Genomic DNA, 20245 nt, shown 5'->3' with positions numbered 1-20245 from the left:
GATGCTTCGGATTCCTGTGTGCTGCGTGAATGAGCCGGGGGCATGCGCCCGTCAGCGAATGACCTTCTGGATGACTTCGATGAGACGCACGGGGTCGAAGGGCTTGACGAGCCATCCCGTGGCTCCGGCCGCCCGGCCCGCCTGCTTCATCTGGTCGCTGGACTCGGTCGTGAGAATCAGAATCGGGGTGTTCTTGTAGCGCGGGTGCTCGCGCAGCCGGCGCGTCAGACCAATGCCGTCCAGGTGCGGCATGTTCTGGTCCGCGAGCACCAGGTTGATCGCATGGGCCTCGGCCTTCTCCAGCGCATCCTTGCCATCCACCGCCTCCACGACGTGGTAGCCCGCGCTGGTGAGCGTGAAGGACACCATTTTTCGCATGGACGGCGAATCATCGACGGCAAGAATGGACTGCATGAAAGGCTCCAACGACTCTTGATTGATTGAATGATTTGGCGGTTGAGACAGGCCCCGGGATGCGCCTCAGAACAGCTCCACCGATCCGGCCGCCATCTCGCGCTGCGCGACGGGGTTGGGACGCTGGGGCGCCAGTCCCTCGAGCGACGCCGCCTCCTCGCCCTCCTCGCGGCCCATGACCTGGGCCGCGAGCGAAAAGGCGCTCGCCTGCAACACACGGCTGGTATGGGTGATGAGCTGGGTGGACATGTCGTGAAACTGCAGCTCCGTCACCGCGCAGCGCAGCGCCGTGCGCAAGGCCTGCAGCTCGGCCGACTGGCCCACGAACGCATCGGTCAGCAGGGCATTGGCCTCCCCAAAACGGGCGAGCAGGTTGTCGGTCGCGTGATTGAGCAGGCCCTCCAGCCGGTGCAGGTCATGGGTGGCCATGAGCAGACAATCCTGCAACTCGGCAGCCACCATCAGGGGCACCTGCACGACCGGCCCCTGGTCGGGCGTATTGAGCGTAGATTGCATGCTTTCTCCATGGCGGCCGCCCAATGCGACCACGACCCTGCCCCAAGACCACCGCTTCCCACCGCAATGCGGCAGACCTATTTGTTCCAATATGTATCCTATGATACCTATTTCTACCGACGACAACAGCCTGAAAAGACCCGTGCGCGTATTGCATCTCGAGGATTCGGCCGCCGACCATGCGCTGGTGGGCCTGACCTTGCGCCGCGCGGGGCTGCCGCACGAGATCCGCCAGGTGGACACCCTGGAGCAGTTCACGCAATGGCTGGGGCAGGAGGATTTCGACCTGATCCTGGCCGACTACCGCCTGCCGGGTTTCACCGCGCTCGACGCCTGGCATGTCGTCGAAAGACAACCCAACCGCCCCCCGTTCGTGCTGCTGTCGGGCGCCATCGGCGAGGCCGCCGCGGTCGACGCCATGCGTCTGGGCTTTGCCGACTACCTGCTCAAGGACGACATGGCGCGCCTGCCGCATGTGCTGCAGCGCGCCATCGAGGTGGCCGAGGCCCGGCGGGCGCGCGAGCAGGCCGTGGCCGATCTGGCCGCGTCCGAGCAGCGCCTGGCCGATCTGGCCGAGCACCTGCAGACCTCGATCGAGGAGGAGCGCGCCGCGATTGCGCGCGAGATCCATGACGACATCGGCGGCGCGCTCGCGGCCGTGAAGTTCGACCTGGCCTGGCTGGCGCGCCACGCGCACGACGAGGGCCAGCGCCAGCATGCCGCCACCGCCACGGAGATGCTGCAGCACGCCATGGACGCCAGCCAGCGCCTCATGATGAACCTGCGACCGCCGGTGCTGGACCAGGGACTGGTGGCCGCGGTGCGCTGGCTGGCCGAATCCTTCGAGCGCCGCACGCGGGTGCCCGTGCGCATGAGCGCGGGCCGCGAGACCATGGACATGCCCGCGGCGCTGCAGCTCGTGGCCTACCGCACGGCGCAGGAGGCGCTGACCAACGTGCACAGGCATGCCCAGGCCAGCCGCGTGCATGTCGACCTCTCCGACCACGAAGGCGTGCTGACGCTGGAGGTCAGCGACGACGGCCGCGGCATCGCCCCCGAGATGCTGCACAAGCCCCGCTCCTTCGGCCTCAAGGGCCTGCAGGAGCGCGCCCGGCGCGCCGGCGGCTGGCTGGACATCAGCAGCCGGCCCGGCCAGGGCACCTCGGTCATCATGAGCGTGCCGCTCCATGCGGCGAGCCATGCAACTGGAGAAGAGACGTGATCCAAGTGGTGCTTTGCGATGACCATGCCGTGCTGCGCCGCGGCATACGCGACACGCTGACCGAGTCGCCCGACATCTGCGTGACCGGCGAGGCCGGCAGCTACCCCGAGCTGCGCGAGGTGCTGCGCAAGGCCGAATGCGACGTGCTGCTGCTCGACCTGAACCTGCCCGGGCGCAGCGGCCTGGAGGTGCTCGCCAGCCTCAGGGAGTCGCACCCCGCCATCAAGGTGCTGATCGTCTCCATGTACCCCGAGGACCAGTATGCGCTGCGCTGCCTCAAGGCCGGCGCCCATGGCTACGCCAACAAGGCCGGCGACCCGGTACAGCTGATCGCCGCCGTGCAGACCGTGATGCAGGGCCGCAAGTACCTCACGCCCGAGGTCGCACAGCTGCTGGCCGACAGCCTGGCCCAGCCCACGCCCGAACTGCCGCACGAGGCGCTTTCCGAGCGCGAGCTGCAGACGCTGGTGAAGATCGCCTCGGGCAAGCGCCTGTCGGACATTGCCGAGGAGCTCATGCTCAGCCCCAAGACCGTGAGCGTGTACCGCGCCCGCGTGCTCGAGAAGCTCAAGCTGGCCAACAACGCCGAGCTCACGGTCTACGCCATACGCAATCAGCTCGTATAAAAACGATAGCTGTCCGCGCTTGCCTGTCAACGCCCGGAGGCAAAAATGTCTATGGATTGCTGCAGCAGCGTCACCATGGGCTGCTCGAGCATGGGCAGGGTCGCGGTGATGCCCAGCAGCCCCACCGTGAGCGTGACCGGGAAGCCCACGGCATAGATGTTCATCTGCGGCGCCACGCGCGAGATGATGCCCAGCGTGAGGTTGACGAACAGCAGCAGCGCGATCATGGGCAGGGCGATCCACAGGCTGCTCGCGAACAGCGACGCGCCCAGCTCATGCAGGCGCATCTGCGCCACGGCCTGCAGCAGGCTGCCACCCACGGGAAACGCGTCAAAGCTCTTGACCACGGCCATCAGCACCATGAGATGGCCGTTGATGACCACGAACAGCAGCATGGCGATGTTGCCGAAGAAGCGGGCCACCGCACTCACCTGGGCATTGGCCATGGGATCGAAGAACGAGGCGAAGTTCAGCCCCATCTGCAGGCCCATGACCTCGCCCGCCAGCTCCACGGCCGCAAACACCAGGCGCACGGCAAAGCCCAGGGCCAGCCCCACGCCCACCTGCTGCAGCACCGCGCCCAGGGCCTCGCGGCCGTTGACGTCGATGACCGGATGAGCGGGCAGCACGGCCTGGGCGCACAGCGCCACGAAGAACGCCAGGCCTATGCGCACGCGCACGGGTATGGCGCGCATGGAGAACACGGGCGCCGCGGTGAACAGCGCCAGCACGCGCAGAAACGGCCACAGCACCGGCGACAGCCAGGCCATGATCTGCGCCTCGGTGAAGGTGATCAAGATGCCTATCCCACGACGCTGGGAATGGACTCGATGGTGCGGCGCAGGTAGTCGACCAGCGTGGTGAGCATCCACGGCCCGGCGATCGTGAACACCACCACGGCAGCGACCAGCTTGGGAACGAAGGCCAGCGTGGCCTCGTGGATCTGCGTGACGGCCTGGAAGATGCTCACCAGCAGGCCCACGGCCATCACCACGCCGAGCACCGGCAGAGCCACCATGAGCAGCAGCGTGAGCGCATCGCGCCCCATGGTCAGAACGAACTGGGAGGTCATCGCAACTCCTTCACGTGGCGAAGCTCGCCGCCAGCGAGCCGATCAGCAGATTCCAGCCATCGGCAAGCACGAACAGCATGAGCTTGAACGGCAGCGCCACCAGCACCGGCGACAGCATCATCATGCCCAGCGACATGAGCACGCTGGAGACCACCATGTCGATGATCAGAAAGGGGATGAAGACCATGAAGCCGATCTGGAAGGCGGTCTTCAACTCGCTCGTCACGAAGGCCGGGACCAGCACGCGCAGCGGCGCGTTCTCGGCCGTCACCGCATCGTCAAGTTTGGCCAGGCGCGCGAACAGCGCAAAGTCCGACTGACGCGTCTGCTTGAGCATGAAGCCACGCATGGGCGCCTCGGCCTTGGCGAGTGCCTGCTCGAAACTCAGCGCATTCGTGGTGTAGGGCACATAGGCCTCCTGGTAGACCTTGTCCAGCGTCGGCCCCATGACGAACAGCGTGAGGAACAGCGACAGGCCGATGATGACCTGGTTCGGCGGCGCCTGCTGCGTGCCTATGGCCTGGCGCAGGAGAGACAGCACGATGACGATGCGCGTGAAGCCCGTCATCATCAGGAGCACGGCCGGCAGGAAGGACAGGGCCGTGAAGAACAGCAGCGTCTGTATAGGCACCGAATAGCTCGCGCCGCCCGCGCCGCTGCCGACCAGCAGCGGCAGGCTGGCACCCGCGCCCGGCTGCTGCTGGGCCCAGGCCGCACCGGCCGCCCACAGGCCGGCCATGAGCAGCGCACCACGCAATGACTTACGCATGATCACCCTCAACCGGCCGAGCCGCCTGCGCACGCGCGGCCGTCATCTCGGCCGCGAAGCCGCCGCCATCGGAAGATGCGGCGGGCAGCACATGCAGGCAGTTGATCTGCTGCGCCGTCACCCCGAGCACCAGCAGCGTGCGCTGCCGGGGCGCGCCCACTTCCACCGTGACCACGCGCGCCTGCGGCCCCACGGCCACGGCGGACAGCACGCGCGATGCGGCGCCCCCACCCGCCTGCAGGCCGGCGCGCTGCGGAAGACGCCGGATCAGCCAGGGCAGTGCCGCCAGCGCCGCGATCAGCAGCACGATCAGCGCCAGCGTCTGTGTCATGCCCATGCTAGCCACGGCTGACCCGGCGCAGACGCTCGGACGGCGTGACCACATCGGTCAGGCGGATGCCGAACTTGTCGTTGACGACCACCACCTCGCCCTGCGCGATGAGGTAGCCATTGACCAGCACGTCCATGGGCTCGCCCGCGAGGGCGTCGAGCTCCACGACCGAGCCCTGGGCCAGCTGCAGGATGTACTTGATGGGCACCTTGGTGCGGCCCAGCTCCACTGACAGCTGCACGGGGATGTCGAGCACCATGTTGATGTCGTGCACCTGGGCATCGCCATGGCCGAAGCTGCGCGCGGGCTCGCCCGACAGGGGGCCGCCCTGCTCGGCATCGACGGTCTGCGCCGTCGCGCTCTTTTGCTCCTCCAGGGCCTCGGCCCAGCCCGCGAACGGGTCGTCGGCGGCCGCGCCGCCCGGGTTGTCGTGATCGGACTCAGTTGACATGTTTATCTCCCGCCCAATGCGCGTCGTTGCCGCGCAGGCATTCCTCGATGCGGATCGCGTACTTGGTGTTGTGCGTTCCGTACTGGCATTCGAAAACCGGCACGCCCTCGATCGTGGCGCGTATGCGCGGCTCGCGTTCGAGCTCGATGAAGTCGCCCGGCTTCATCGCGAGCAGCTGCTCCACGGTGGCGTCGGCGCGCGCCAGCTCGGCCACCAGCGTGACTTCGGCGGCCTGAATCTCGCGCGTGAGCACCTTGACCCAGCGCCGGTCCACTTCAATCGCGTCGCCCTGCGTGGCCGAGTACAGCACGTCGCGTATGGGCTCGAGCGTGGCGTAGGGCATGCAGATGTGGATGGCGCCGGCCAGGTCACCGATCTCGAGCTGGAACGCCGTGGACACCACGATCTCGCTGGGCGTGGCGATGTTGGCGAACTGCGGCTGCATCTCCGAGCGCTGGTAGGACAGCTCCAGCGGGTAGATGCCATGCCAGGCCTTCTTGTATTCCTCGCAGATCAGGCCCACCAGGCGCTGGATCACGCGCTGCTCGGTGGCCGAGAAGTCGCGCCCCTCGATGCGCGTCTGGAACTTGCCAACGCCGCCGTACAAGGTGTCGATGATGCCGAAGAGCAGCGACGGCTCGCACACGATCAGGCCGCTGCCGCGCAAGGGGCGAATCGCGCAGATGTTGAAGTTGGTCGGCACCACGAGCTCGCGCAGGAACGCGTTGTAGCGCTGCACCGACACCGCGCCCACGGAGATCTCGGGGCTGCGGCGTATGAAGTTGAACAGGCCGATGCGGAAGTTGCGGGCAAAGCGCTCGTTGACGATCTCCATCGTCGGCATGCGCCCGCGCACGATGCGCTCCTGGCTGGAGATGTCGTAGTCGCGCACGGCGCCCGCCTCTATCTCCTCCTTGACGGTCTTCTGGCTTTCGCCGGTCACGCCCTCGAGCAGCGCGTCGACCTCTTCCTGCGACAGAAAGGAATCGCTCACGGCATCCTCCCCTATTGAATGATGAAGCTCGAGAACAGCACCTGGCGCACCGGGTTGTCGTCCGCGCGGGAGCGGCGTGGCGCCACCTCGTCGTCCTCTAGCTCCTCCTCGTCGAGATCGCGCTGCACGGCGCGCCTGCGCGGCTTGGGCACGGAAAAGCCCAGGGGGTGGGAGACCTCACGGCGAATGTCCAGGGCCAGCTTTTCCTTGCCCTCGCGCGTCAGCAGCTCATCGGTCGTGCGCTGCGACAGCAGCAGCAGCACCTTGCTGCGGATGCTGGGCATGTAGGTCTTGACGAGCTCCGAGGTCTTGGCATCGGCGAGCTCCAGCGTAATGCCCACCTGGACGAACCGATCTCCACCGGGATCGGCCAGGTTCACCACCATGTTGTCCATGGGCAGAAAGGTGGGCGGCGTCTTGGGCAGGGCCGCCTGGGCCGAGGGCGCGCGTCCCTCCTCCTCATCGGCGGCGCCACGCTGGGCCAGCAGCAGCCAGGCCAGCGCGCCGCCGACCACCAGCAGCGCGACGAGCGCCAGCGCGACGATGATCAGCATCTTGTTCTTGGCCGGGGAGGCAGTGGATTCGGACACTTGGGGGCTTTCTCGGGCGGTGGCCACGTCGGACAGTCGGAGAGCACAGTGAACTTGCTCGATGGCCCATTATTTCCAAGCCCCCCCAAACCGATCGCCCGAATAGAGGCCCAAAACCGCGCATTTCATGCGCCCGCGGGCGCGCCCCGGCTCACACGAAGATGTCCAGGCTGCGCTCGCCCCGCCCGGCCACCGCTGGCAGGGCCCTCGGCGCCACGGGCTCCACCCGCACGCTCGCGCGCCGCCCGCCCGCTCGCCCCGGGTCGCGCTCTTCCTGACCGGAGCCTGCATCCTGGCGCCCACCGGTGCCCACGGTCATACCGGCGAGCTGCAAGCCCTGGCGCTCCAGCATGTCCTGCAGCTGGTCGCGGCCCGCGTCGAGCTGCTCGCGCTCTTGCGGCCGGTCGCTGCCCAGGCTCACATGGGCCTGGTCGCCCGTGAGTGCCACCTTGACTTCCACGGGCTGGCCCCCCTGATCCACGGTGACCGCCGCGTTCTGGGTCTTCTGGTGCACCCAGTAGGTGACCTGTTCGGTGAGCAGATCGGCCTGGGCGTCCGCCGCGCCGTCCTGGGCGAGCTGTCCGGGCTGGGCGGCATCGCTCGCGCCGGCCGGCCCTGGCTGCGCGGGCTGCTCGGGCACCACCATGGCCGCCACGTCGGGTTGGGCCGCATTTCCCATGCGTTGCCCGCCGCCTGCGGCGGACGGGCCCACGGCGGCCTCTGCGGCGCCGGGGGTGAGACTGGCCACATGCGCCTGGGCCTCCAAGCCGGTCAGCGGCTGCGCGACGGCCTGCGGGGCGGCGCGATCCATGCCCGGCGCAGCGGCCGCTTGAGCGGTCTGCAAGGCGGCCTGCGGCGGCATCGCCGGATCGGCGCCGGCCTGCACGTGCCGGCCACCGGCCATGCGACTCACGGCCATGGCTGGCGCCAGATCGGCAGCGCCCGCCATGGCGTCGCGCGGCGCAGACGCGCGCCCCACGCCACCACGCCCCATGGGCGCGGCGGGCCCTGCGCTCTGCGCCGTTCCATCGACCAGGGCCGCCTCGGCCGCGCCATCGAGCAGGGCGGTCTGTGCGACCAGGCTGTGCTGGCCGCGCCGGCCCAGCGTCGCCAACGGGTCACCCGCCGGCACATTGCCCGCGCCGTGCGGCGGCAGCGGCTGCGCCTGCAGCTGTGCCATCCAGGGCTGCAGCGCCGCCGCATCGGGCATGGCCACGGTCGGATCCTGGGCTTCGGCATCACCCGCGGCGCTGGTCGCCAGCGTCTGCAGCAGCATGGCAAAGCCGCCTGCCTGCTCCGGCGCACCATCGCCCTCGCGCGCCGCGCCGGCACGGCCGGCCACGCCGCGAGAGCCCTGTGCGCCCTGCGCACCCGTTTCCCGGGTCGAAGAAATGGCGGTCTTTTCCATCGCTGTCACTCCTGATCCACTGCACCCGTGCGGGTGGCGGCGCGCAGCGATGCGCGCTCATCGGTCTGTTTTTGTTCGCGGCGCTGCTGCTGCTGCGCCAGGTCGGCCCTGCGGCGCTCGAGCACCTTGCGCAGGCTGGCCAGGCGCAGCTCGGCCTGCAGCAAGGCCTGTCGAGCCTGGGCCACGCGCTGGTCCTGGCCGCTCAGCGTCTGCGTCTGCAGGCCGATGGCGTGGTCGAGCCGCCCCATGAACTGGTAGTGGTGGTGCATGACCTCGGGCTGCACCGCGGCGCCTGCCTTCGGCCCCCAGCGCTGCTGCGTCTCGGCCGCGTAGCCGGTGAGCTGATCGAGCTGCGCCTGCGCAGCCTGACGGGCGCCCTGCACGCTGGCCAGCGTCTGTCGCGCGGCGTCGCGCCGGCGCTCGGCCAGCTCGACGGCGACGACGAAGGCGTTGAGCGCGCTCATGCGGGTCAGCCTTCCAGCACCTGACCGAGCGCCGCGACGCATTCATCCATGGGCGCTGCCTCGCGCATGCCCTGCTGCAGAAAGCCCACCATGCCCGGCTGCAGGCGTATGGCCTCGTCGAGCTGCGGATCGGAGCCGGCCATGTAGGCGCCGACCTGGATCAGGTCGCGGCTCTTCTGGTAGCGCGAGTAGGTGGCGCGAAAGCCGCGCGCGAGGTCGAAATGCGCCTGCGACACCACGTTGTGCATCACGCGCGAGGCCGACTGCTCGATGTCGATCGCCGGGTAATGGCCGCTTTCCGCGAGCGCGCGAGAGAGCACGATGTGCCCATCGAGAATCGCGCGCGCCGCGTCGGCGATCGGGTCCTGCTGGTCGTCGCCCTCGGACAGCACGGTGTAGAACGCGGTGATCGAGCCCACGCCATTGAGGCCGTTGCCGCTCCTCTCGACCAGCGCCGGCAGCTTGGCAAAGCAGCTCGGCGGGTAGCCCTTGGTGGCCGGCGGCTCGCCGATGGCCAGCGCAATCTCGCGCTGCGCCATGGCGTAGCGGGTGAGCGAGTCCATGAGCAGCAGCACATGCCGTCCCTGGTCACGAAAATGCTCGGCGATCGCCGTGGCGTAGGCCGCGCCCTGCATGCGCAACAGCGGCGGGGCATCGGCGGGCGCGGCCACGACCACCGCGCGGCCGCGGTCCTCCTCGCCGAGGATGTCCTCGACGAACTCCTTGACCTCGCGCCCGCGCTCGCCGATCAGGCCGACCACGATGACATCGGCCCGGGTGTTGCGCGCCATCATGCCCAGCAGCACCGACTTGCCCACACCCGAGCCGGCAAACAGCCCCAGCCGCTGGCCGCGCCCCACGGTGAGCAGCGCGTTGATGGCGCGCACGCCGGTATCGAGCGGTTCGCGCACGGGGTCGCGCTCCATGGCGTTGATGGGACTGCGGTCCATGGGCAGGGCCGTCACGCCCGTGAGCGGCCCGCCATGGTCGAGCGGCAGGCCCTGCGAGTCCACCACACGCCCGAGCAGGCCATCGCCCAGGGGCAGGCGCAGCACGCCCGTGCTCGTGTCCACCGGCTCGGCCATGGCGGCGCCCAGGCGCGGCGCCGGCACATAGGCGGCGGCCGGCGCCACGCGGGCGCCACTGGACAGGCCGTGGATGTCGCCCGCGGGCATCAGAAACGCCTTGTCGCCGGCAAAGCCCACAACCTCGGCCAGCACGGGCTCCTGCCCGTTCATCTGCACCTGGCATTGCGCGCCCACGGGCACGCGCAGGCCCGCGGCCTCGAGCACCAGTCCCGTCAGGCGCGTGAGCGTGCCGCGTGCCTCGAGCGGCGGCTGCGCCGCCATGCGGCCGCGCGCCTCGGCCATGAAGCCGGTCCAGGCGCTGGCAGGCTCAATCGGCATCGGCGCCCTCCTCGCGCCAGGCGGCGCTCAGGCCCAGGGCCGCGATGGCGCGGCGCCAGCGCTTGTCCATGGTGCCGTCGATGACCATGCCCGCACTCTCCACCAGGCAGTCGCCGGCCTGCACTGCGGGGTCCGGCTGCCATTCGATGCGGGGGGACGAGAACTCCTCGCGCAGCGGCTTTTCCAGGGCTGCCCAGTCGGCCGGGTTCAGGCGCACGGTCGCGGGACGGTTCTCGGCGGCCAGCATGGACAGCGCCTCGCGCACCACGGGCAACATGGCCTGGGGCGCGGCCACCTCGCGCCGCACCACCTGGCGCGCGATGTCGCAGGCCAGCTGCAGCACCTCCTGGGCCATGGTCTGCTGCAGGCCGGCCAGGCTGGCCTCGAGCGCCTGCGCCACGGCCGCCAGCCGGGCCGCTGCCTCGCGCCCCTGGCCCGCGATGTAGTCGTCCATCTGCTGCTGCGCGGCCAGGCGCGCCTGCTGCTCACCCTCGGCGAGGCCGCGCGCATGTCCTTCGTCATGCGCCTGCTGCAGCAGGGCCTGCTGCTCGGCCTGTTCGGCCTGCGCGGCCGCGTCATCGGCCGTGGGCGCGGGCTCGTCGACCAGCAGCGGGCGCGGCGGCACCAGGGGCCGCAGCGTGTCCGCGCCATGCACGTCGCCGAACTCCCAGCGCATGACGTCGCCGATCTCCTCGCGCGGGATGAAGCGGGTGTAGCGGTTAGACGAAGGCATCGTCGCCTCCGCCGCTCAGCGCGATCTGGCCCTCGTCGGCCAGGCGGCGCACGGTCTTGAGGATCTCGCGCTGCTGCGCCTCGACCTCGGACAGACGCATGGGGCCGCGCGACTCCAGATCTTCGCGCATGGCAGCGGCCGCGCGCGTGGACATGTTGGCGAGGATCTTGTCGCGCACCTCGGGCTGCGCGCCCTTGAGGGCCACGACCAGGGTCTCGGAGGCCACCTCGCGCAGCACGGTCTGGATGGAGCGGTCGTCGAGCTTGGCCACGTCGTCGAAGATGAACATCTTGTCCATGATCCTCTGCGCCAGATCGATGTCGACGCCGCGAATCGCATCCAGCACCGCCGTGTCCATGCCCGAACCCATGAGGTTGATGATGTTGGCGGCCGCCTGCACGCCGCCGAGCGAGCTCTTGCGCACCTTGTCGCCGCCGGCCAGCACCTTGAACAGCACCTCGTTCAGGTCCTTGAGCGCCGTGGGCTGTATGCCCTCGAGGGTGGCGATGCGCAGCATGACCTCGCCGCGCTGGCGTTCGGTCAGCTGGGCCAGGATGCCGGACGCCTGATCGGGCTCGAGATGCACGAGGATGGCGGCCACGATCTGCGGATGCTCGTTGCGCAGCAGCTCGGCCACGGACAGCGGGTCCATCCATTTCAGGCTCTCGATGCCCGAGACGTCCCCGCCCTGCAGGATGCGGTCTATGAGCAGCGCGGCCTTGTCGTCCCCGAGCGCGCGCTTGAGCACGGCGCGCACGTAGTTGCCCGTGTCGGAGACCAGCAGGCTCTGCGCCGCGGCCTCGTTCGTGAAACGGGTGATCACCTCGTCCACCTTGTCCCGGGAGACGGTGCGCATGCGCGCAATGGTCTCGCCGAGCTTTTGCACCTCCTTGGGCGAGAGATGCTTGAAGACCTCGGCGGCCTCCTCCTCGCCCAGGGACATCAGCATGATGGCCGCGTCGTTCAGTCCCTGTTCATCCATACCAGTCTCATGCTCCGCAATGGGTGGGGGTCACTCGCCGTTGACCCAGGTCTTGAGGATGGCGGCCACGGCCACGGGGTTGTCGCGCGCGAGCTTGCGCGCCTCCTCCAGGCGCAGCTGCTCCGCCGTGGGCTGCAGCTCCTCGGCCGACGCGGGCGCCGGCAGCGCGGGGCGCTCCAGCTCATCGGCCGCCAGGGCGTGCAGCTGGCCACCCTGCACCGGCGCGGCCGCCCGCTGCCTGCCCTTGATCAGCGGGCGCACCAGGCCCAGCAGCAGCAGCGCCACGGCCAGGGAGATGCCCACGGGCCAGCCCAGGGACCGGGCCAACTCCACGACCTCGGGCTGCTTCCACAGCGGCAGCTCGGCCGCGGGCGCCTCGGTGACCAGAAAGGGGGCGTTCATCAGATTCACCGAGTCGCCGCGCTCCCGGTTGAAGCCAATGGAATCGCGCACCAGGGCCGTCATCTGTTCGAGCTGCTCGGGCGACAGCGCCTTGGCCACCGGCGGCTTGCCCGGCTCCTCGCTCACGCTCTGGTAGTTGACGACCACGGCGGCGTTCACGCGCTTGATGGCGCCGGCGCCGCCGCGCGTCACGCGCGTGGTCTTGTCCACCTCGTAGTTGGTGATGGATTCGCGCTTGCCCGCGGCGCCGCCCTGCGCCCCTGCCTGCTGCGCATTGGCGGCCGTGGGCGGCGGGTTGGCCCCGTTGATGGGCGCGGTGGAGTTCTGCGGCGGCTGATTGCTCACGGCGCCGGGAACGCCCGTGGGCGGCAGCGCGGACTTCTCGCCCATGCTCTCCACGATCTGCTGGCTGCGCACGGCGCTCGAGTCGGGCGACAGATTGGGGCGGTGCTGCTCGGAGGTGGACTCGGTCTGGCTGAAGTCCACCTCGGCCGTCACCTGGGCCTTCACATTGTTCTTGCCCACCACGGGCTCGAGCAGGTCGAGGATGCGGCGCGTGTAGAGCTGCTCGATCTGCTGCACATAGGCCAGCTGCTGCGCGTCCACGCCGGCCCGGTCACTCGCCTCGGGCGACTGCGACAGGAGCTTGCCCGTGTCGTCGAGCACGCTCACGGCCGAGGGCGCGAGCTCGGGCACGCTGGAGGCCACCAGGTGCACGATGCCCGCGATCTGCGCGCGGTCGAGCATGCGCCCCGGGTACAGGCCGAGCAGCACCGAGGCCGAGGGCTTTTGCTGCTCGCGGAAAAAGCCGTTCTGATTGGGCAGCGCCAGGTGCACGCGCGCGCTCTGCACCGAGTCCAGCGCCTGGATGGAACGCGTGAGCTCGCCCTCGAGCCCGCGCTGGAAGTTGAGCCGCTCCTGGAACTGCGTCACGCCGAAGCGATTGCTCTCCATGAGCTCGAAGCCCGTCACCGAGCCCTTGGGCAGACCCTGCGTGGCCAGGCGCAGGCGCACGTCGTGCACGCGCTCGGCCGGCACCATGATGGCGCCGCCGCCCTCGGTGTATTTGTAGGGCACGTTCATCTGCGCCAGCTGGGCCACGATGGCGCCGCCATCCTTGTCGTTCAGTCCCGAGAACAGCACCCGGTACTCGGGCTGACGGCCATAGAAGAACATGGCCGCCAGCACGGCCAGCACCAGGAGCGCCGCGGCGCCCAGGCGCAGGCGCGCGCCGCGGTCCAGCGCGCTCAGCCGCTGCTGCCAGCCGGCGCTGGCGGCGGGAGGCGGTGTGACGGGGACTTCGGCAACTGCAGACATCGGGCTCTTCCACAAAAGGGCGGTCGCCAGACGGGACTCTGGCGCTGCGGCGATTATTGAAGTCCCCCCCGCGCCCGTTCGGTGGATAAGCCGCCCCTTTGGCCATCATTTCCCCCATCTGGCACGGCCCCGGATGCCTACGATCGCTGCATCCTGCAACCCCTGCCCGATTCACCATGGACCTGCGCATCTCCAGCACCCCGAACCCACTGACCGGCACCGAGTTGGCCCGCCGCGTCATGGCGCCGCAGCCGGCCGCGCAGGAGGTGGGCTTCTCCACCGCCTTCAGGAACGCCCTGCAGGCGGTCAGCGCCGCCCAGGAACAGGCCAGCGGCCTGCAGCGCGAGGTGCAGCTGGAAAACCCCAGGGTGAGCATCGAGGAGACCATGGTCGCCGTGCAAAAGGCGCAGATCGGCTTCCAGGCCACGCTGCACGTGCGCAACCGCATGGTGCAGGCCTATACCGACATCATGAACATGCAGGTCTGAGTCCGGCCGCCGCCATCGCCGCGCGGGCTGCAGAAGCCACTTCAACACACTTATTTTTATAGCTGCCAGCGCTTTATTCATAAGCGCTGCAACCATATTTTGCCTGTAGGTACTGCCACCCGGAGCACAGGCGCTGTCACATCCCAGGAACCGGGCACGACAAAGAAAAAAGGCCGGCCACCTCACGGTGCCGGCCCCCAGCCTTGGACTCGTCCACGCGGCACCACCACGCCGCGGCAGGTACTTCAGTGCATCACCTGCAGCTGCCCTTCAAACCGTTGCTCGAACTGCGCCATCCAGGGCTCGGCAAGGATGCGGATCTGCGCATCGTTGCGCAGTATGCGCTGCATGATGCGCGCCTTCTCCTTGCGCTGCTCGGGCTCCAGCTGCTGCTGCCGAGACTGGTAGCGCAGCTGTTCGATGAGCACCGCACAGGCGCCCTCGCAGCGCATCACCTCGTCCCAGTCCTTGAGGCGCGCGGCCTCCAGCATGCGGGCGCTGCTGCTCTCTATGGCCTTGTAGTAGTCGATCAGCATCTCGGGCATTCTCAGGCCTCCATCAGCGCGGGCTGCGCCACTTCGTTGGCGGCAGCGTTGCCGTTCTTCATTTCGTTCCAACCCTGCGCAATGGGAGCGATCAGTCGCGCCACCTCCTGCAGCATGGCATCGTCATTGCGCACATTCGCCTGGATAAGGCGAGCCAGACAGTATTCATACACCGCGCCCAGGTTTTCCGCCAACGCGCCGCCTGCCTTGCGGTCCAGCGCCGTCATCAGACCTTCCTCCAGAATGCGCACGGCCTTGGCAATGCCGTTGCACTTGGCTGCCACGTCACCGCGCGCGAGCGCGCCGCGGGCGTTGGCAATGGCACCCAGCACACCTTCATACAACAGACTGACCAGTTGGTGCTGATCAAAGCTGCGCATGCTGGTTTCGATGTTGATGCGCTGGTAGGCCGACGCGGCACGGGGATTCATGGCGGTGAACATGGCGTTGATCCTTGGGCTTGGCTTGGTGTTCAATTTATCGGCAGTACGCCGTCAAACTGAAGGCCCTCGCTAGGACTTGTTCCAGGTCGTCACCTGCTGCGAGATGTAGGAATTGAGGGCGTTGAGCGACGCCATCTTGGTATCCAGGGCCGTGTAGCGCTGCGTGAGGCTCTTCTCCAGGCGCTCGGCACGGTCCGTGATGCGCTCGATTTCCCTGGCGTTGACCTTGAGCGCGCTCTCATAGGTCTTGGTCTTGGTGGCAAAGAAGCCATCGCTGGCCAGCAGCTTGTCCGTCATGGCCTTGAACTTCTCGGCAAAGCCGTCGTTGCTGCCGCCGTCATCGGAGCCTCGAAAGAACTCCTTGACCGCGTCGGGGTCTTCCATGGCCTTGTTGAACTTGGTCACATCAAGCTCCAGCGAGCCATCAGGGCTCACATTGCCCGAGCCCAGGCCACCCGCCGACACCACACCCACGGCCGACAGGTTGCGCAAAGCGCCAGACTCATTGACCGACTGCAGTGCCAGGCGCAGCGTGTTCTGCAGCGCCGAAACTGTGGAGTCACCCTGCAGCAGGCCCGCGGTCTGAGTCTCCTTGTCGTACTTCATGGATTCGTTCAAGGCGCTGTTGACCGCGTTGTAGGCCGCCACAAAGGCCTCGACATTCTTCTTGACCGCCGAGTCATCCTTCTGCACGGTGATGGTCACCGGCTCGGTCGTCACCCTGGTCGCGGTAAAGGTCACTCCCGCCACCGCGTCGGCAAAGGCGTTGGTCTGCGAGCTCACGGCAATGCCATTGACCGTGGCGCTGGCGTTCTTCGCATATTCGGTGCTGCCGCCCGTCACCAGGCGCGAAAGGCCGGCAGCGTCACCATTGTCGCCATCGGCGTCAGTCACGCTCAAGCTGTAGCCCGCAGCCTCGCCCGTGGCGTTGCTGCGCAGCAGCAGACGCTCACCGGTGCCGTCGTTGAGCACGGTGGCGGTCACACCGGCCTTGGCACCATTGATCTTGCTCGCCACGTCTGACAGGGTATCCGTAGCGCTGACCTCTATGTTCACGGCGGCGGCGCTGCCCGCGGCAAAGGTCTTTGGCTCACCCGCCCAGCTGCCGACTTGCACCGTCAGCGTGCCCGCACCCACGGGCTGCTTGGCCGGCTGCAGCGACGCTGACATCGAGGACTGCGCCGACGCGAGGTTCTGCACCTGCACGCTGAAGGACGTGGCGGCCGCGCCACCCACGGCACTGACGGAGACGGACTCGGCGTTGGAGGACGAGGCCTTCACCCCGTTCCAACCCGTGACACTGGTCAGCTTGCCGGCCGCATCGGCCAGCGTCGACACCAGCGATTTGAAGTTTCCGAAGGCAGACACCTTGGAGTTGGTCAGTGCCGCCTGCTGCTGCAGGCCGCCGGTCTTGGTGATGGGCAGCTTGACCGCATCCACCGAGGCCTTGATGAGCGCATTCACGTCCACGCCGCCGCCCAAACCGATGCCGATGGATGAAAAACTGGCCATGTGCTACCTCCGTGTCTGTGTCCGCACCATCGCATGACACCCAAGATTGTCCGGCGCCCAAGGCCATGGCATGGCGCCGAAAAGCGAGACAGAAAGCCGCCAATCCCCGGCGTTCCCCCTGGCTGCGGGTCTTCGATTCCTGAATGGCAAACGCGGCGACGAGAGCACCCGCCGCCGCGCCTACAAAACCATGGGGGCAGCCGCCACGCCGCCGCCCCCTTTGCCGCATCAACGCAGCAGCGACAGCACGCCCTGGGGCAGCTGGTTGGCCTGGGCCACCATGGCGGTGCCGGCCTGCTGCAGGATCTGGGTGCGCGACAGGTTGGCGGTCTCGGAGGCGAAATCCGCATCCTGGATGCGGCTGCGCGAGGCCGACATGTTCTCGCCCGAGGTCTGCAGGTTGTTCACCGCGGTCTCAAAGCGCGACTGCAGGGCACCGAAGCTGGCACGCTGGCTGTTCACGGCGGCCAGGGCCGAGTCGATGATCTTCAGGGCCTTGGTGGAGCCGTCCACCGTCGAGACGTCGATCTGGTTAACCGAGTTCAGCTTAGACGCGGCCGACGTGCCGGGGAATACATCCACCGCTGGCGCCGTGGCAGGTGTAGCCACCGCGGTGCTGAAGCCCTTGTCGGAACTCAGCTCCACCGTGCCCATGGTGGTTGCACCAAACCCCCCAATCGCAATGCCCGTTTGCGCGGCTCCGAAGCCGCTTGCCTGAGAGGCATCAGCGGCCGCAAGGGAAAACGTAGCCGCCGCATTCGCAGAGTTGTTCACCAACCGAATGTTGTCCCCTGCCTCATTTGTCAGCGTTATCTTGCCGTTGTCCAGCTTGGCAGTAACGCCAGTTTTAGACGACACATCGTTGATCGCCTTCACTGCTTCATCCAAACCTCCCGCAGCAGAAACGCTGAAAGTCACATTAGCCGCCGTTGTGTTACTGGAGGTAATTGCCAACGAATAGGACTCACCCGCTGCTAGAGCCGACAGTTGCGACACATTGCGAGCCGATGCCGTGACGCCCGTCTTGTCTGCCTGCGCATTCACTTTGGCCGCCACCTGCGCGGCGCTGTCATTGGCCCCTAGCGTCACCGTTGCCTTCTCCAGGCCATTGATATCGACAGAAGTACCTATCGCGGGTGCAACTGCAGTACCTGCGGTGGCATCCTTCACTGCCTGCCCTTTGGACTGCATAAGTTGCGCACCATAGGTGGTGGTGCGGAAGTTGCCCGTCGTCGCCGTAATCGTCTGATTGGCGTTCGCCCCCACCTGGAAGGTGGCCGAGCCAAACGAGCCGTCGAGCAGCTTCTGGCCGTTGAACTCCGTGGTCTGGGCGATGCGGTCCATTTCCGACAGCAGCTGGCCCACCTCGGCCTGGATGGCCTTGCGGTCGCTGGCAGAGTTGGTGGCGTTGGCCGACTGCACGGCCAGCTCGCGCACGCGCTGCAGGATGTCGCCCGAGCTCTTGAGCGCGCCTTCGGCCGTCTGCGCCAGCGAGATGCCGTCGTTGGCATTGCGCACGGCCTGGTTCAGGCCGCGAATCTGGCTCGTGAAGCGCTCCGAGATCGCCAGACCGGCGGCATCGTCCTTGGCGCTGTTGATACGCAGACCCGAGGACAGGCGCTGAATGGAGGTGTTGAGCGAGTTCTGGCTCACGCCCAGGTTGCGCTGGGCGGTGAGCGAGGCGACGTTGGTATTGATCGTGGATGCCATGGCAAATCTCCCGAAAGATTGGACTGAATACGGCGTTGCCGCCAGCTGGGCCCAGAACCGTCTGGCCGCAGCGTTCACAGTGCCCACCCAGGCTGCCTGTTGAACGGCGGGCCGTCACTTCTTGTTTCAAACGGCCCGTTGCATGTGTTTTCGGGCCGCGCCGGAAAAACTTTAGGCCCTGCCGATGAATCCAGGGATTGAGCTGTTTTTGCGCCGTTTTTCGAGGCAACGCTCCGACGACGGCCACCCACAATCACCCCATCGTTCCCGAACCGTTGGCCGCAGAACACTGCCCGTGCCGACACCGATGTTCGACCCCAGCCTCGCAGGAGATCCGCCATGGCATCCACGATCAATACCAACGTCGCCTCGCTCACCGCCCAGCGCAACCTGGGCGTGAGCCAGAACTCGCTCAACACCTCCATCCAGCGCCTGTCCTCGGGCCTGCGCATCAACAGCGCCAAGGACGATGCCGCCGGTCTGGCGATCTCCGAGCGCTTCACGGCCCAGATCCGCGGCCTGAACCAGGCAGCGCGCAATGCCAACGACGGCATCTCGCTGGCGCAGGTGGCCGAGAGCGCACTGGCCGGCGCAGGCAACATATTGCAGCGCGTGCGCGAGCTGGCCGTGCAGTCGGCCAACGCCACCAACTCGGCCAGCGACCGCAAGGCCATCCAGGCCGAGGTGGGCCAGCTGCTGTCCGAGCTCGACCGCATGGCCCAGACCACGGAATTCAACGGACAGAAGCTGCTCGACGGTTCGTTTGGCTCGGCCACCTTCCAAGTGGGGGCGAATGCCAACCAGACGATCACGGCGACCACGGGCAACTTCCGCACCGCGACCTATGGCACGCAGCTCAAGCAATCCGCGCCGGTCGCGGTCACTGCCACCGCTACGCCCACGGCATTGACGGGCACGTTCGACGTGGCCGGTCTGCAGACCAAGCCCGTGAATTTGTCGAACACCGACACCATGGCCACTGCCGCCGCCAAGATCAATGCCCTGACCGAGGCCACGGGCGTGAGCGCCACCGCACGCAACCAGGTCGAACTGACCGGCTTTGCCACGAGCGGCTCGTACTCCCTGGCCGTGATGGGCGACAACAGCACGCCCGCCAACGTGACCTTCAGCGTGAGCGCCGCCGGCGCCACGGCGGCCGGCCTGGCCGAAAGCATCAAGGCCTTCAACGACGTGTCGTCGCAAACCGGCATCACGGCCAAGCTCAATGCGGGCGGCAACGGCGTGATCCTGATCAACGAAACGGGCGCAGACATCCAGATCCAGAACAATTCTGCGGCGGGCAACACTATCTCCCTGGGCGCCTACAATGCCCCCGCCTCCGCGACCTCGGGCACGCCGACCTTCGCCACCGGCGTTGCGGCCGCCCCCGCCGGCGGCTACGCCACGGCGCGCGGCTATCTGGAGATGAACTCCGACAAGGGCTTCTCGATCGGCAACCTCACGGGCACACCGCCGGTGACAGCCAGCGCCTCGACACTGAACTCGGTCAACACCATCGACGTCTCCACCGTCGACGGCTCGACCAAGGCGCTGAAGATCATCGACTCGGCCCTGGCCGCCGTGAACGGCCAGCGCGCCAGCTTCGGCGCGCTGCAGGCGCGCTTTGAGACCGCCATCGCCAACCTGAACACCTCGTCGGAGAACATGTCGGCCTCGCGCAGCCGCATCCAGGATGCGGACTTCGCCCAGGAGACGGCCAACCTGTCGCGCACGCAGATCCTGCAGCAGGCGGGCACGGCCATGGTGGCCCAGGCCAACCAGATTCCGCAGGGCGTGCTGTCACTGCTTAAAGGCTGAGCATCCTCCCGATACGGCATCCACTCCGTTTG

The 20245-nt window shown here is 67.7% G+C and carries 23 protein-coding genes; 4 read left to right on the top strand and 19 right to left on the bottom strand.

Annotated features, from left to right (window positions below; genetic code table 11):
- Positions 1-51 precede the first annotated feature (51 nt).
- Entirely contained in the window at positions 52-414 is a 363-nt protein-coding gene (locus tag ABUE11_RS02500; protein ID WP_367067488.1) for a response regulator, read from the bottom strand.
- Between the two features lie 66 nt (positions 415-480).
- Positions 481-930, bottom strand: a complete 450-nt coding sequence (locus tag ABUE11_RS02495; protein ID WP_367067487.1) for a hypothetical protein — start codon at positions 928-930, stop codon at positions 481-483.
- A gap of 100 nt (positions 931-1030) precedes the next feature.
- Here ABUE11_RS02495 and ABUE11_RS02490 point away from each other — a divergent pair, with 100 nt between their 5' ends.
- Positions 1031-2152 (top strand): ATP-binding protein, encoded by a 1122-nt coding sequence (locus ABUE11_RS02490; protein WP_367067486.1) that lies wholly within the window; start codon positions 1031-1033, stop codon positions 2150-2152.
- Positions 2149-2778, top strand: a complete 630-nt coding sequence (locus ABUE11_RS02485; protein WP_367067485.1) for a response regulator transcription factor — start codon at positions 2149-2151, stop codon at positions 2776-2778. Before ABUE11_RS02490 ends, ABUE11_RS02485 begins: the two co-directional genes overlap by 4 nt.
- Positions 2779-2804: 26 nt before the next feature.
- On the opposite strand, the gene fliR is transcribed toward ABUE11_RS02485, so the two are convergent.
- The 13 genes from fliR to fliF all read right to left on the bottom strand — a co-directional run bounded on the left by fliR (position 2805) and on the right by fliF (position 13697).
- Positions 2805-3575 (bottom strand): flagellar biosynthetic protein FliR, encoded by a 771-nt coding sequence (fliR, locus tag ABUE11_RS02480; protein ID WP_367067483.1) that lies wholly within the window; start codon positions 3573-3575, stop codon positions 2805-2807.
- Between the two features lie 5 nt (positions 3576-3580).
- On the bottom strand, positions 3581-3850 hold the full coding sequence (gene fliQ, locus ABUE11_RS02475; RefSeq protein WP_367067482.1) for a flagellar biosynthesis protein FliQ: 270 nt from the start codon (positions 3848-3850) through the stop codon (positions 3581-3583).
- 10 nt (positions 3851-3860) lie between these two features.
- Positions 3861-4589 (bottom strand): flagellar type III secretion system pore protein FliP, encoded by a 729-nt coding sequence (fliP, locus tag ABUE11_RS02470; protein ID WP_367068725.1) that lies wholly within the window; start codon positions 4587-4589, stop codon positions 3861-3863.
- Positions 4590-4611: 22 nt separating this feature from the next.
- Entirely contained in the window at positions 4612-4950 is a 339-nt protein-coding gene (locus ABUE11_RS02465) for a flagellar biosynthetic protein FliO (protein ID WP_367067481.1), read from the bottom strand.
- Between the two features lie 7 nt (positions 4951-4957).
- Entirely contained in the window at positions 4958-5401 is a 444-nt protein-coding gene (fliN, locus tag ABUE11_RS02460; protein ID WP_367067480.1) for a flagellar motor switch protein FliN, read from the bottom strand.
- Positions 5391-6395, bottom strand: a complete 1005-nt coding sequence (fliM, locus tag ABUE11_RS02455) for a flagellar motor switch protein FliM (protein ID WP_367067479.1) — start codon at positions 6393-6395, stop codon at positions 5391-5393. The genes fliN and fliM overlap by 11 nt, the downstream gene beginning before the upstream one ends.
- Positions 6396-6406: 11 nt before the next feature.
- The gene (locus ABUE11_RS02450) at positions 6407-6985 is read right to left on the bottom strand and encodes a flagellar basal body-associated FliL family protein (protein ID WP_367067478.1); all 579 of its coding nucleotides are present in this window, start codon (positions 6983-6985) and stop codon (positions 6407-6409) included.
- A gap of 151 nt (positions 6986-7136) precedes the next feature.
- Positions 7137-8393 carry a flagellar hook-length control protein FliK gene (locus ABUE11_RS02445; protein WP_367067477.1) on the bottom strand — a complete coding sequence of 419 codons (1257 nt, stop codon included), beginning with the start codon at positions 8391-8393 and terminating at the stop codon, positions 7137-7139.
- A gap of 5 nt (positions 8394-8398) precedes the next feature.
- Positions 8399-8857, bottom strand: a complete 459-nt coding sequence (fliJ, locus tag ABUE11_RS02440; protein ID WP_367067476.1) for a flagellar export protein FliJ — start codon at positions 8855-8857, stop codon at positions 8399-8401.
- 5 nt (positions 8858-8862) lie between these two features.
- Positions 8863-10263, bottom strand: a complete 1401-nt coding sequence (gene fliI / locus ABUE11_RS02435; protein ID WP_367067474.1) for a flagellar protein export ATPase FliI — start codon at positions 10261-10263, stop codon at positions 8863-8865.
- Positions 10253-10996 (bottom strand): flagellar assembly protein FliH, encoded by a 744-nt coding sequence (locus ABUE11_RS02430; protein WP_367067472.1) that lies wholly within the window; start codon positions 10994-10996, stop codon positions 10253-10255. Before ABUE11_RS02430 ends, fliI begins: the two co-directional genes overlap by 11 nt.
- Positions 10983-11978, bottom strand: coding sequence for a flagellar motor switch protein FliG (gene fliG, locus ABUE11_RS02425; protein WP_367067470.1), 996 nt, complete (start codon positions 11976-11978; stop codon positions 10983-10985). Before fliG ends, ABUE11_RS02430 begins: the two co-directional genes overlap by 14 nt.
- 30 nt (positions 11979-12008) lie before the next feature.
- The gene (gene fliF / locus ABUE11_RS02420; RefSeq protein ID WP_367067468.1) at positions 12009-13697 is read right to left on the bottom strand and encodes a flagellar basal-body MS-ring/collar protein FliF; all 1689 of its coding nucleotides are present in this window, start codon (positions 13695-13697) and stop codon (positions 12009-12011) included.
- Between the two features lie 176 nt (positions 13698-13873).
- On the opposite strand from fliF, the gene fliE reads away from it, so the two are divergent.
- Positions 13874-14185: a flagellar hook-basal body complex protein FliE gene (fliE, locus tag ABUE11_RS02415; protein WP_367067467.1), complete on the top strand. Its 312-nt coding sequence runs from the start codon at positions 13874-13876 to the stop codon at positions 14183-14185.
- Positions 14186-14430: 245 nt separating this feature from the next.
- Here the strand turns inward: fliE and ABUE11_RS02410 are convergent, their stop codons facing one another.
- From ABUE11_RS02410 to ABUE11_RS02395, 4 genes are all read right to left on the bottom strand, one after another.
- Positions 14431-14730, bottom strand: coding sequence for a flagellar protein FliT (locus tag ABUE11_RS02410; RefSeq protein WP_367067465.1), 300 nt, complete (start codon positions 14728-14730; stop codon positions 14431-14433).
- Between the two features lie 2 nt (positions 14731-14732).
- Positions 14733-15173: a flagellar export chaperone FliS gene (gene fliS, locus ABUE11_RS02405; RefSeq protein WP_367067464.1), complete on the bottom strand. Its 441-nt coding sequence runs from the start codon at positions 15171-15173 to the stop codon at positions 14733-14735.
- Positions 15174-15242: 69 nt separating this feature from the next.
- Complete coding sequence (fliD, locus tag ABUE11_RS02400) at positions 15243-16685, bottom strand: flagellar filament capping protein FliD (protein WP_367067463.1); 1443 nt, start codon at positions 16683-16685, stop codon at positions 15243-15245.
- Between the two features lie 228 nt (positions 16686-16913).
- Positions 16914-18395, bottom strand: coding sequence for a flagellin (locus ABUE11_RS02395; protein ID WP_367067462.1), 1482 nt, complete (start codon positions 18393-18395; stop codon positions 16914-16916).
- Positions 18396-18734: 339 nt separating this feature from the next.
- Here ABUE11_RS02395 and ABUE11_RS02390 point away from each other — a divergent pair, with 339 nt between their 5' ends.
- Entirely contained in the window at positions 18735-20213 is a 1479-nt protein-coding gene (locus tag ABUE11_RS02390; RefSeq protein WP_367067461.1) for a flagellin, read from the top strand.
- Positions 20214-20245: the final 32 nt, after the last annotated feature.

Source organism: Oryzisolibacter sp. LB2S (genome assembly GCF_040732315.1).
Taxonomy (GTDB): Bacteria; Pseudomonadota; Gammaproteobacteria; order Burkholderiales; family Burkholderiaceae_C; genus Alicycliphilus; species Alicycliphilus soli.
The sequence above is the reverse complement of the archived record's forward strand: the minus strand, read 5'-3'. Positions and strand labels throughout refer to the sequence as shown.

What these genes read in the sequence shown, in the direction of transcription:
- fliE (WP_367067467.1), top strand. Translation starts at nt 13,874, where the DNA reads ATGGACCTGCGCATCTCCAGCACCCCGAACCCACTGACCGGCACCGAG.
- ABUE11_RS02465 (WP_367067481.1), bottom strand. Translation starts at nt 4,950, where the DNA reads ATGACACAGACGCTGGCGCTGATCGTGCTGCTGATCGCGGCGCTGGCG.
- fliQ (WP_367067482.1), bottom strand. Translation starts at nt 3,850, where the DNA reads ATGACCTCCCAGTTCGTTCTGACCATGGGGCGCGATGCGCTCACGCTG.
- ABUE11_RS02445 (WP_367067477.1), bottom strand. Translation starts at nt 8,393, where the DNA reads ATGGAAAAGACCGCCATTTCTTCGACCCGGGAAACGGGTGCGCAGGGC.
- fliG (WP_367067470.1), bottom strand. Translation starts at nt 11,978, where the DNA reads ATGGATGAACAGGGACTGAACGACGCGGCCATCATGCTGATGTCCCTG.
- ABUE11_RS02490 (WP_367067486.1), top strand. Translation starts at nt 1,031, where the DNA reads ATGATACCTATTTCTACCGACGACAACAGCCTGAAAAGACCCGTGCGC.
- fliF (WP_367067468.1), bottom strand. Translation starts at nt 13,697, where the DNA reads ATGTCTGCAGTTGCCGAAGTCCCCGTCACACCGCCTCCCGCCGCCAGC.
- fliP (WP_367068725.1), bottom strand. Translation starts at nt 4,589, where the DNA reads ATGGCCGGCCTGTGGGCGGCCGGTGCGGCCTGGGCCCAGCAGCAGCCG.
- ABUE11_RS02430 (WP_367067472.1), bottom strand. Translation starts at nt 10,996, where the DNA reads ATGCCTTCGTCTAACCGCTACACCCGCTTCATCCCGCGCGAGGAGATC.
- ABUE11_RS02390 (WP_367067461.1), top strand. Translation starts at nt 18,735, where the DNA reads ATGGCATCCACGATCAATACCAACGTCGCCTCGCTCACCGCCCAGCGC.
- fliN (WP_367067480.1), bottom strand. Translation starts at nt 5,401, where the DNA reads ATGTCAACTGAGTCCGATCACGACAACCCGGGCGGCGCGGCCGCCGAC.
- fliI (WP_367067474.1), bottom strand. Translation starts at nt 10,263, where the DNA reads ATGCCGATTGAGCCTGCCAGCGCCTGGACCGGCTTCATGGCCGAGGCG.
- fliS (WP_367067464.1), bottom strand. Translation starts at nt 15,173, where the DNA reads ATGTTCACCGCCATGAATCCCCGTGCCGCGTCGGCCTACCAGCGCATC.
- ABUE11_RS02410 (WP_367067465.1), bottom strand. Translation starts at nt 14,730, where the DNA reads ATGCCCGAGATGCTGATCGACTACTACAAGGCCATAGAGAGCAGCAGC.
- fliD (WP_367067463.1), bottom strand. Translation starts at nt 16,685, where the DNA reads ATGGCCAGTTTTTCATCCATCGGCATCGGTTTGGGCGGCGGCGTGGAC.
- ABUE11_RS02495 (WP_367067487.1), bottom strand. Translation starts at nt 930, where the DNA reads ATGCAATCTACGCTCAATACGCCCGACCAGGGGCCGGTCGTGCAGGTG.
- fliJ (WP_367067476.1), bottom strand. Translation starts at nt 8,857, where the DNA reads ATGAGCGCGCTCAACGCCTTCGTCGTCGCCGTCGAGCTGGCCGAGCGC.
- ABUE11_RS02395 (WP_367067462.1), bottom strand. Translation starts at nt 18,395, where the DNA reads ATGGCATCCACGATCAATACCAACGTCGCCTCGCTCACCGCCCAGCGC.
- ABUE11_RS02500 (WP_367067488.1), bottom strand. Translation starts at nt 414, where the DNA reads ATGCAGTCCATTCTTGCCGTCGATGATTCGCCGTCCATGCGAAAAATG.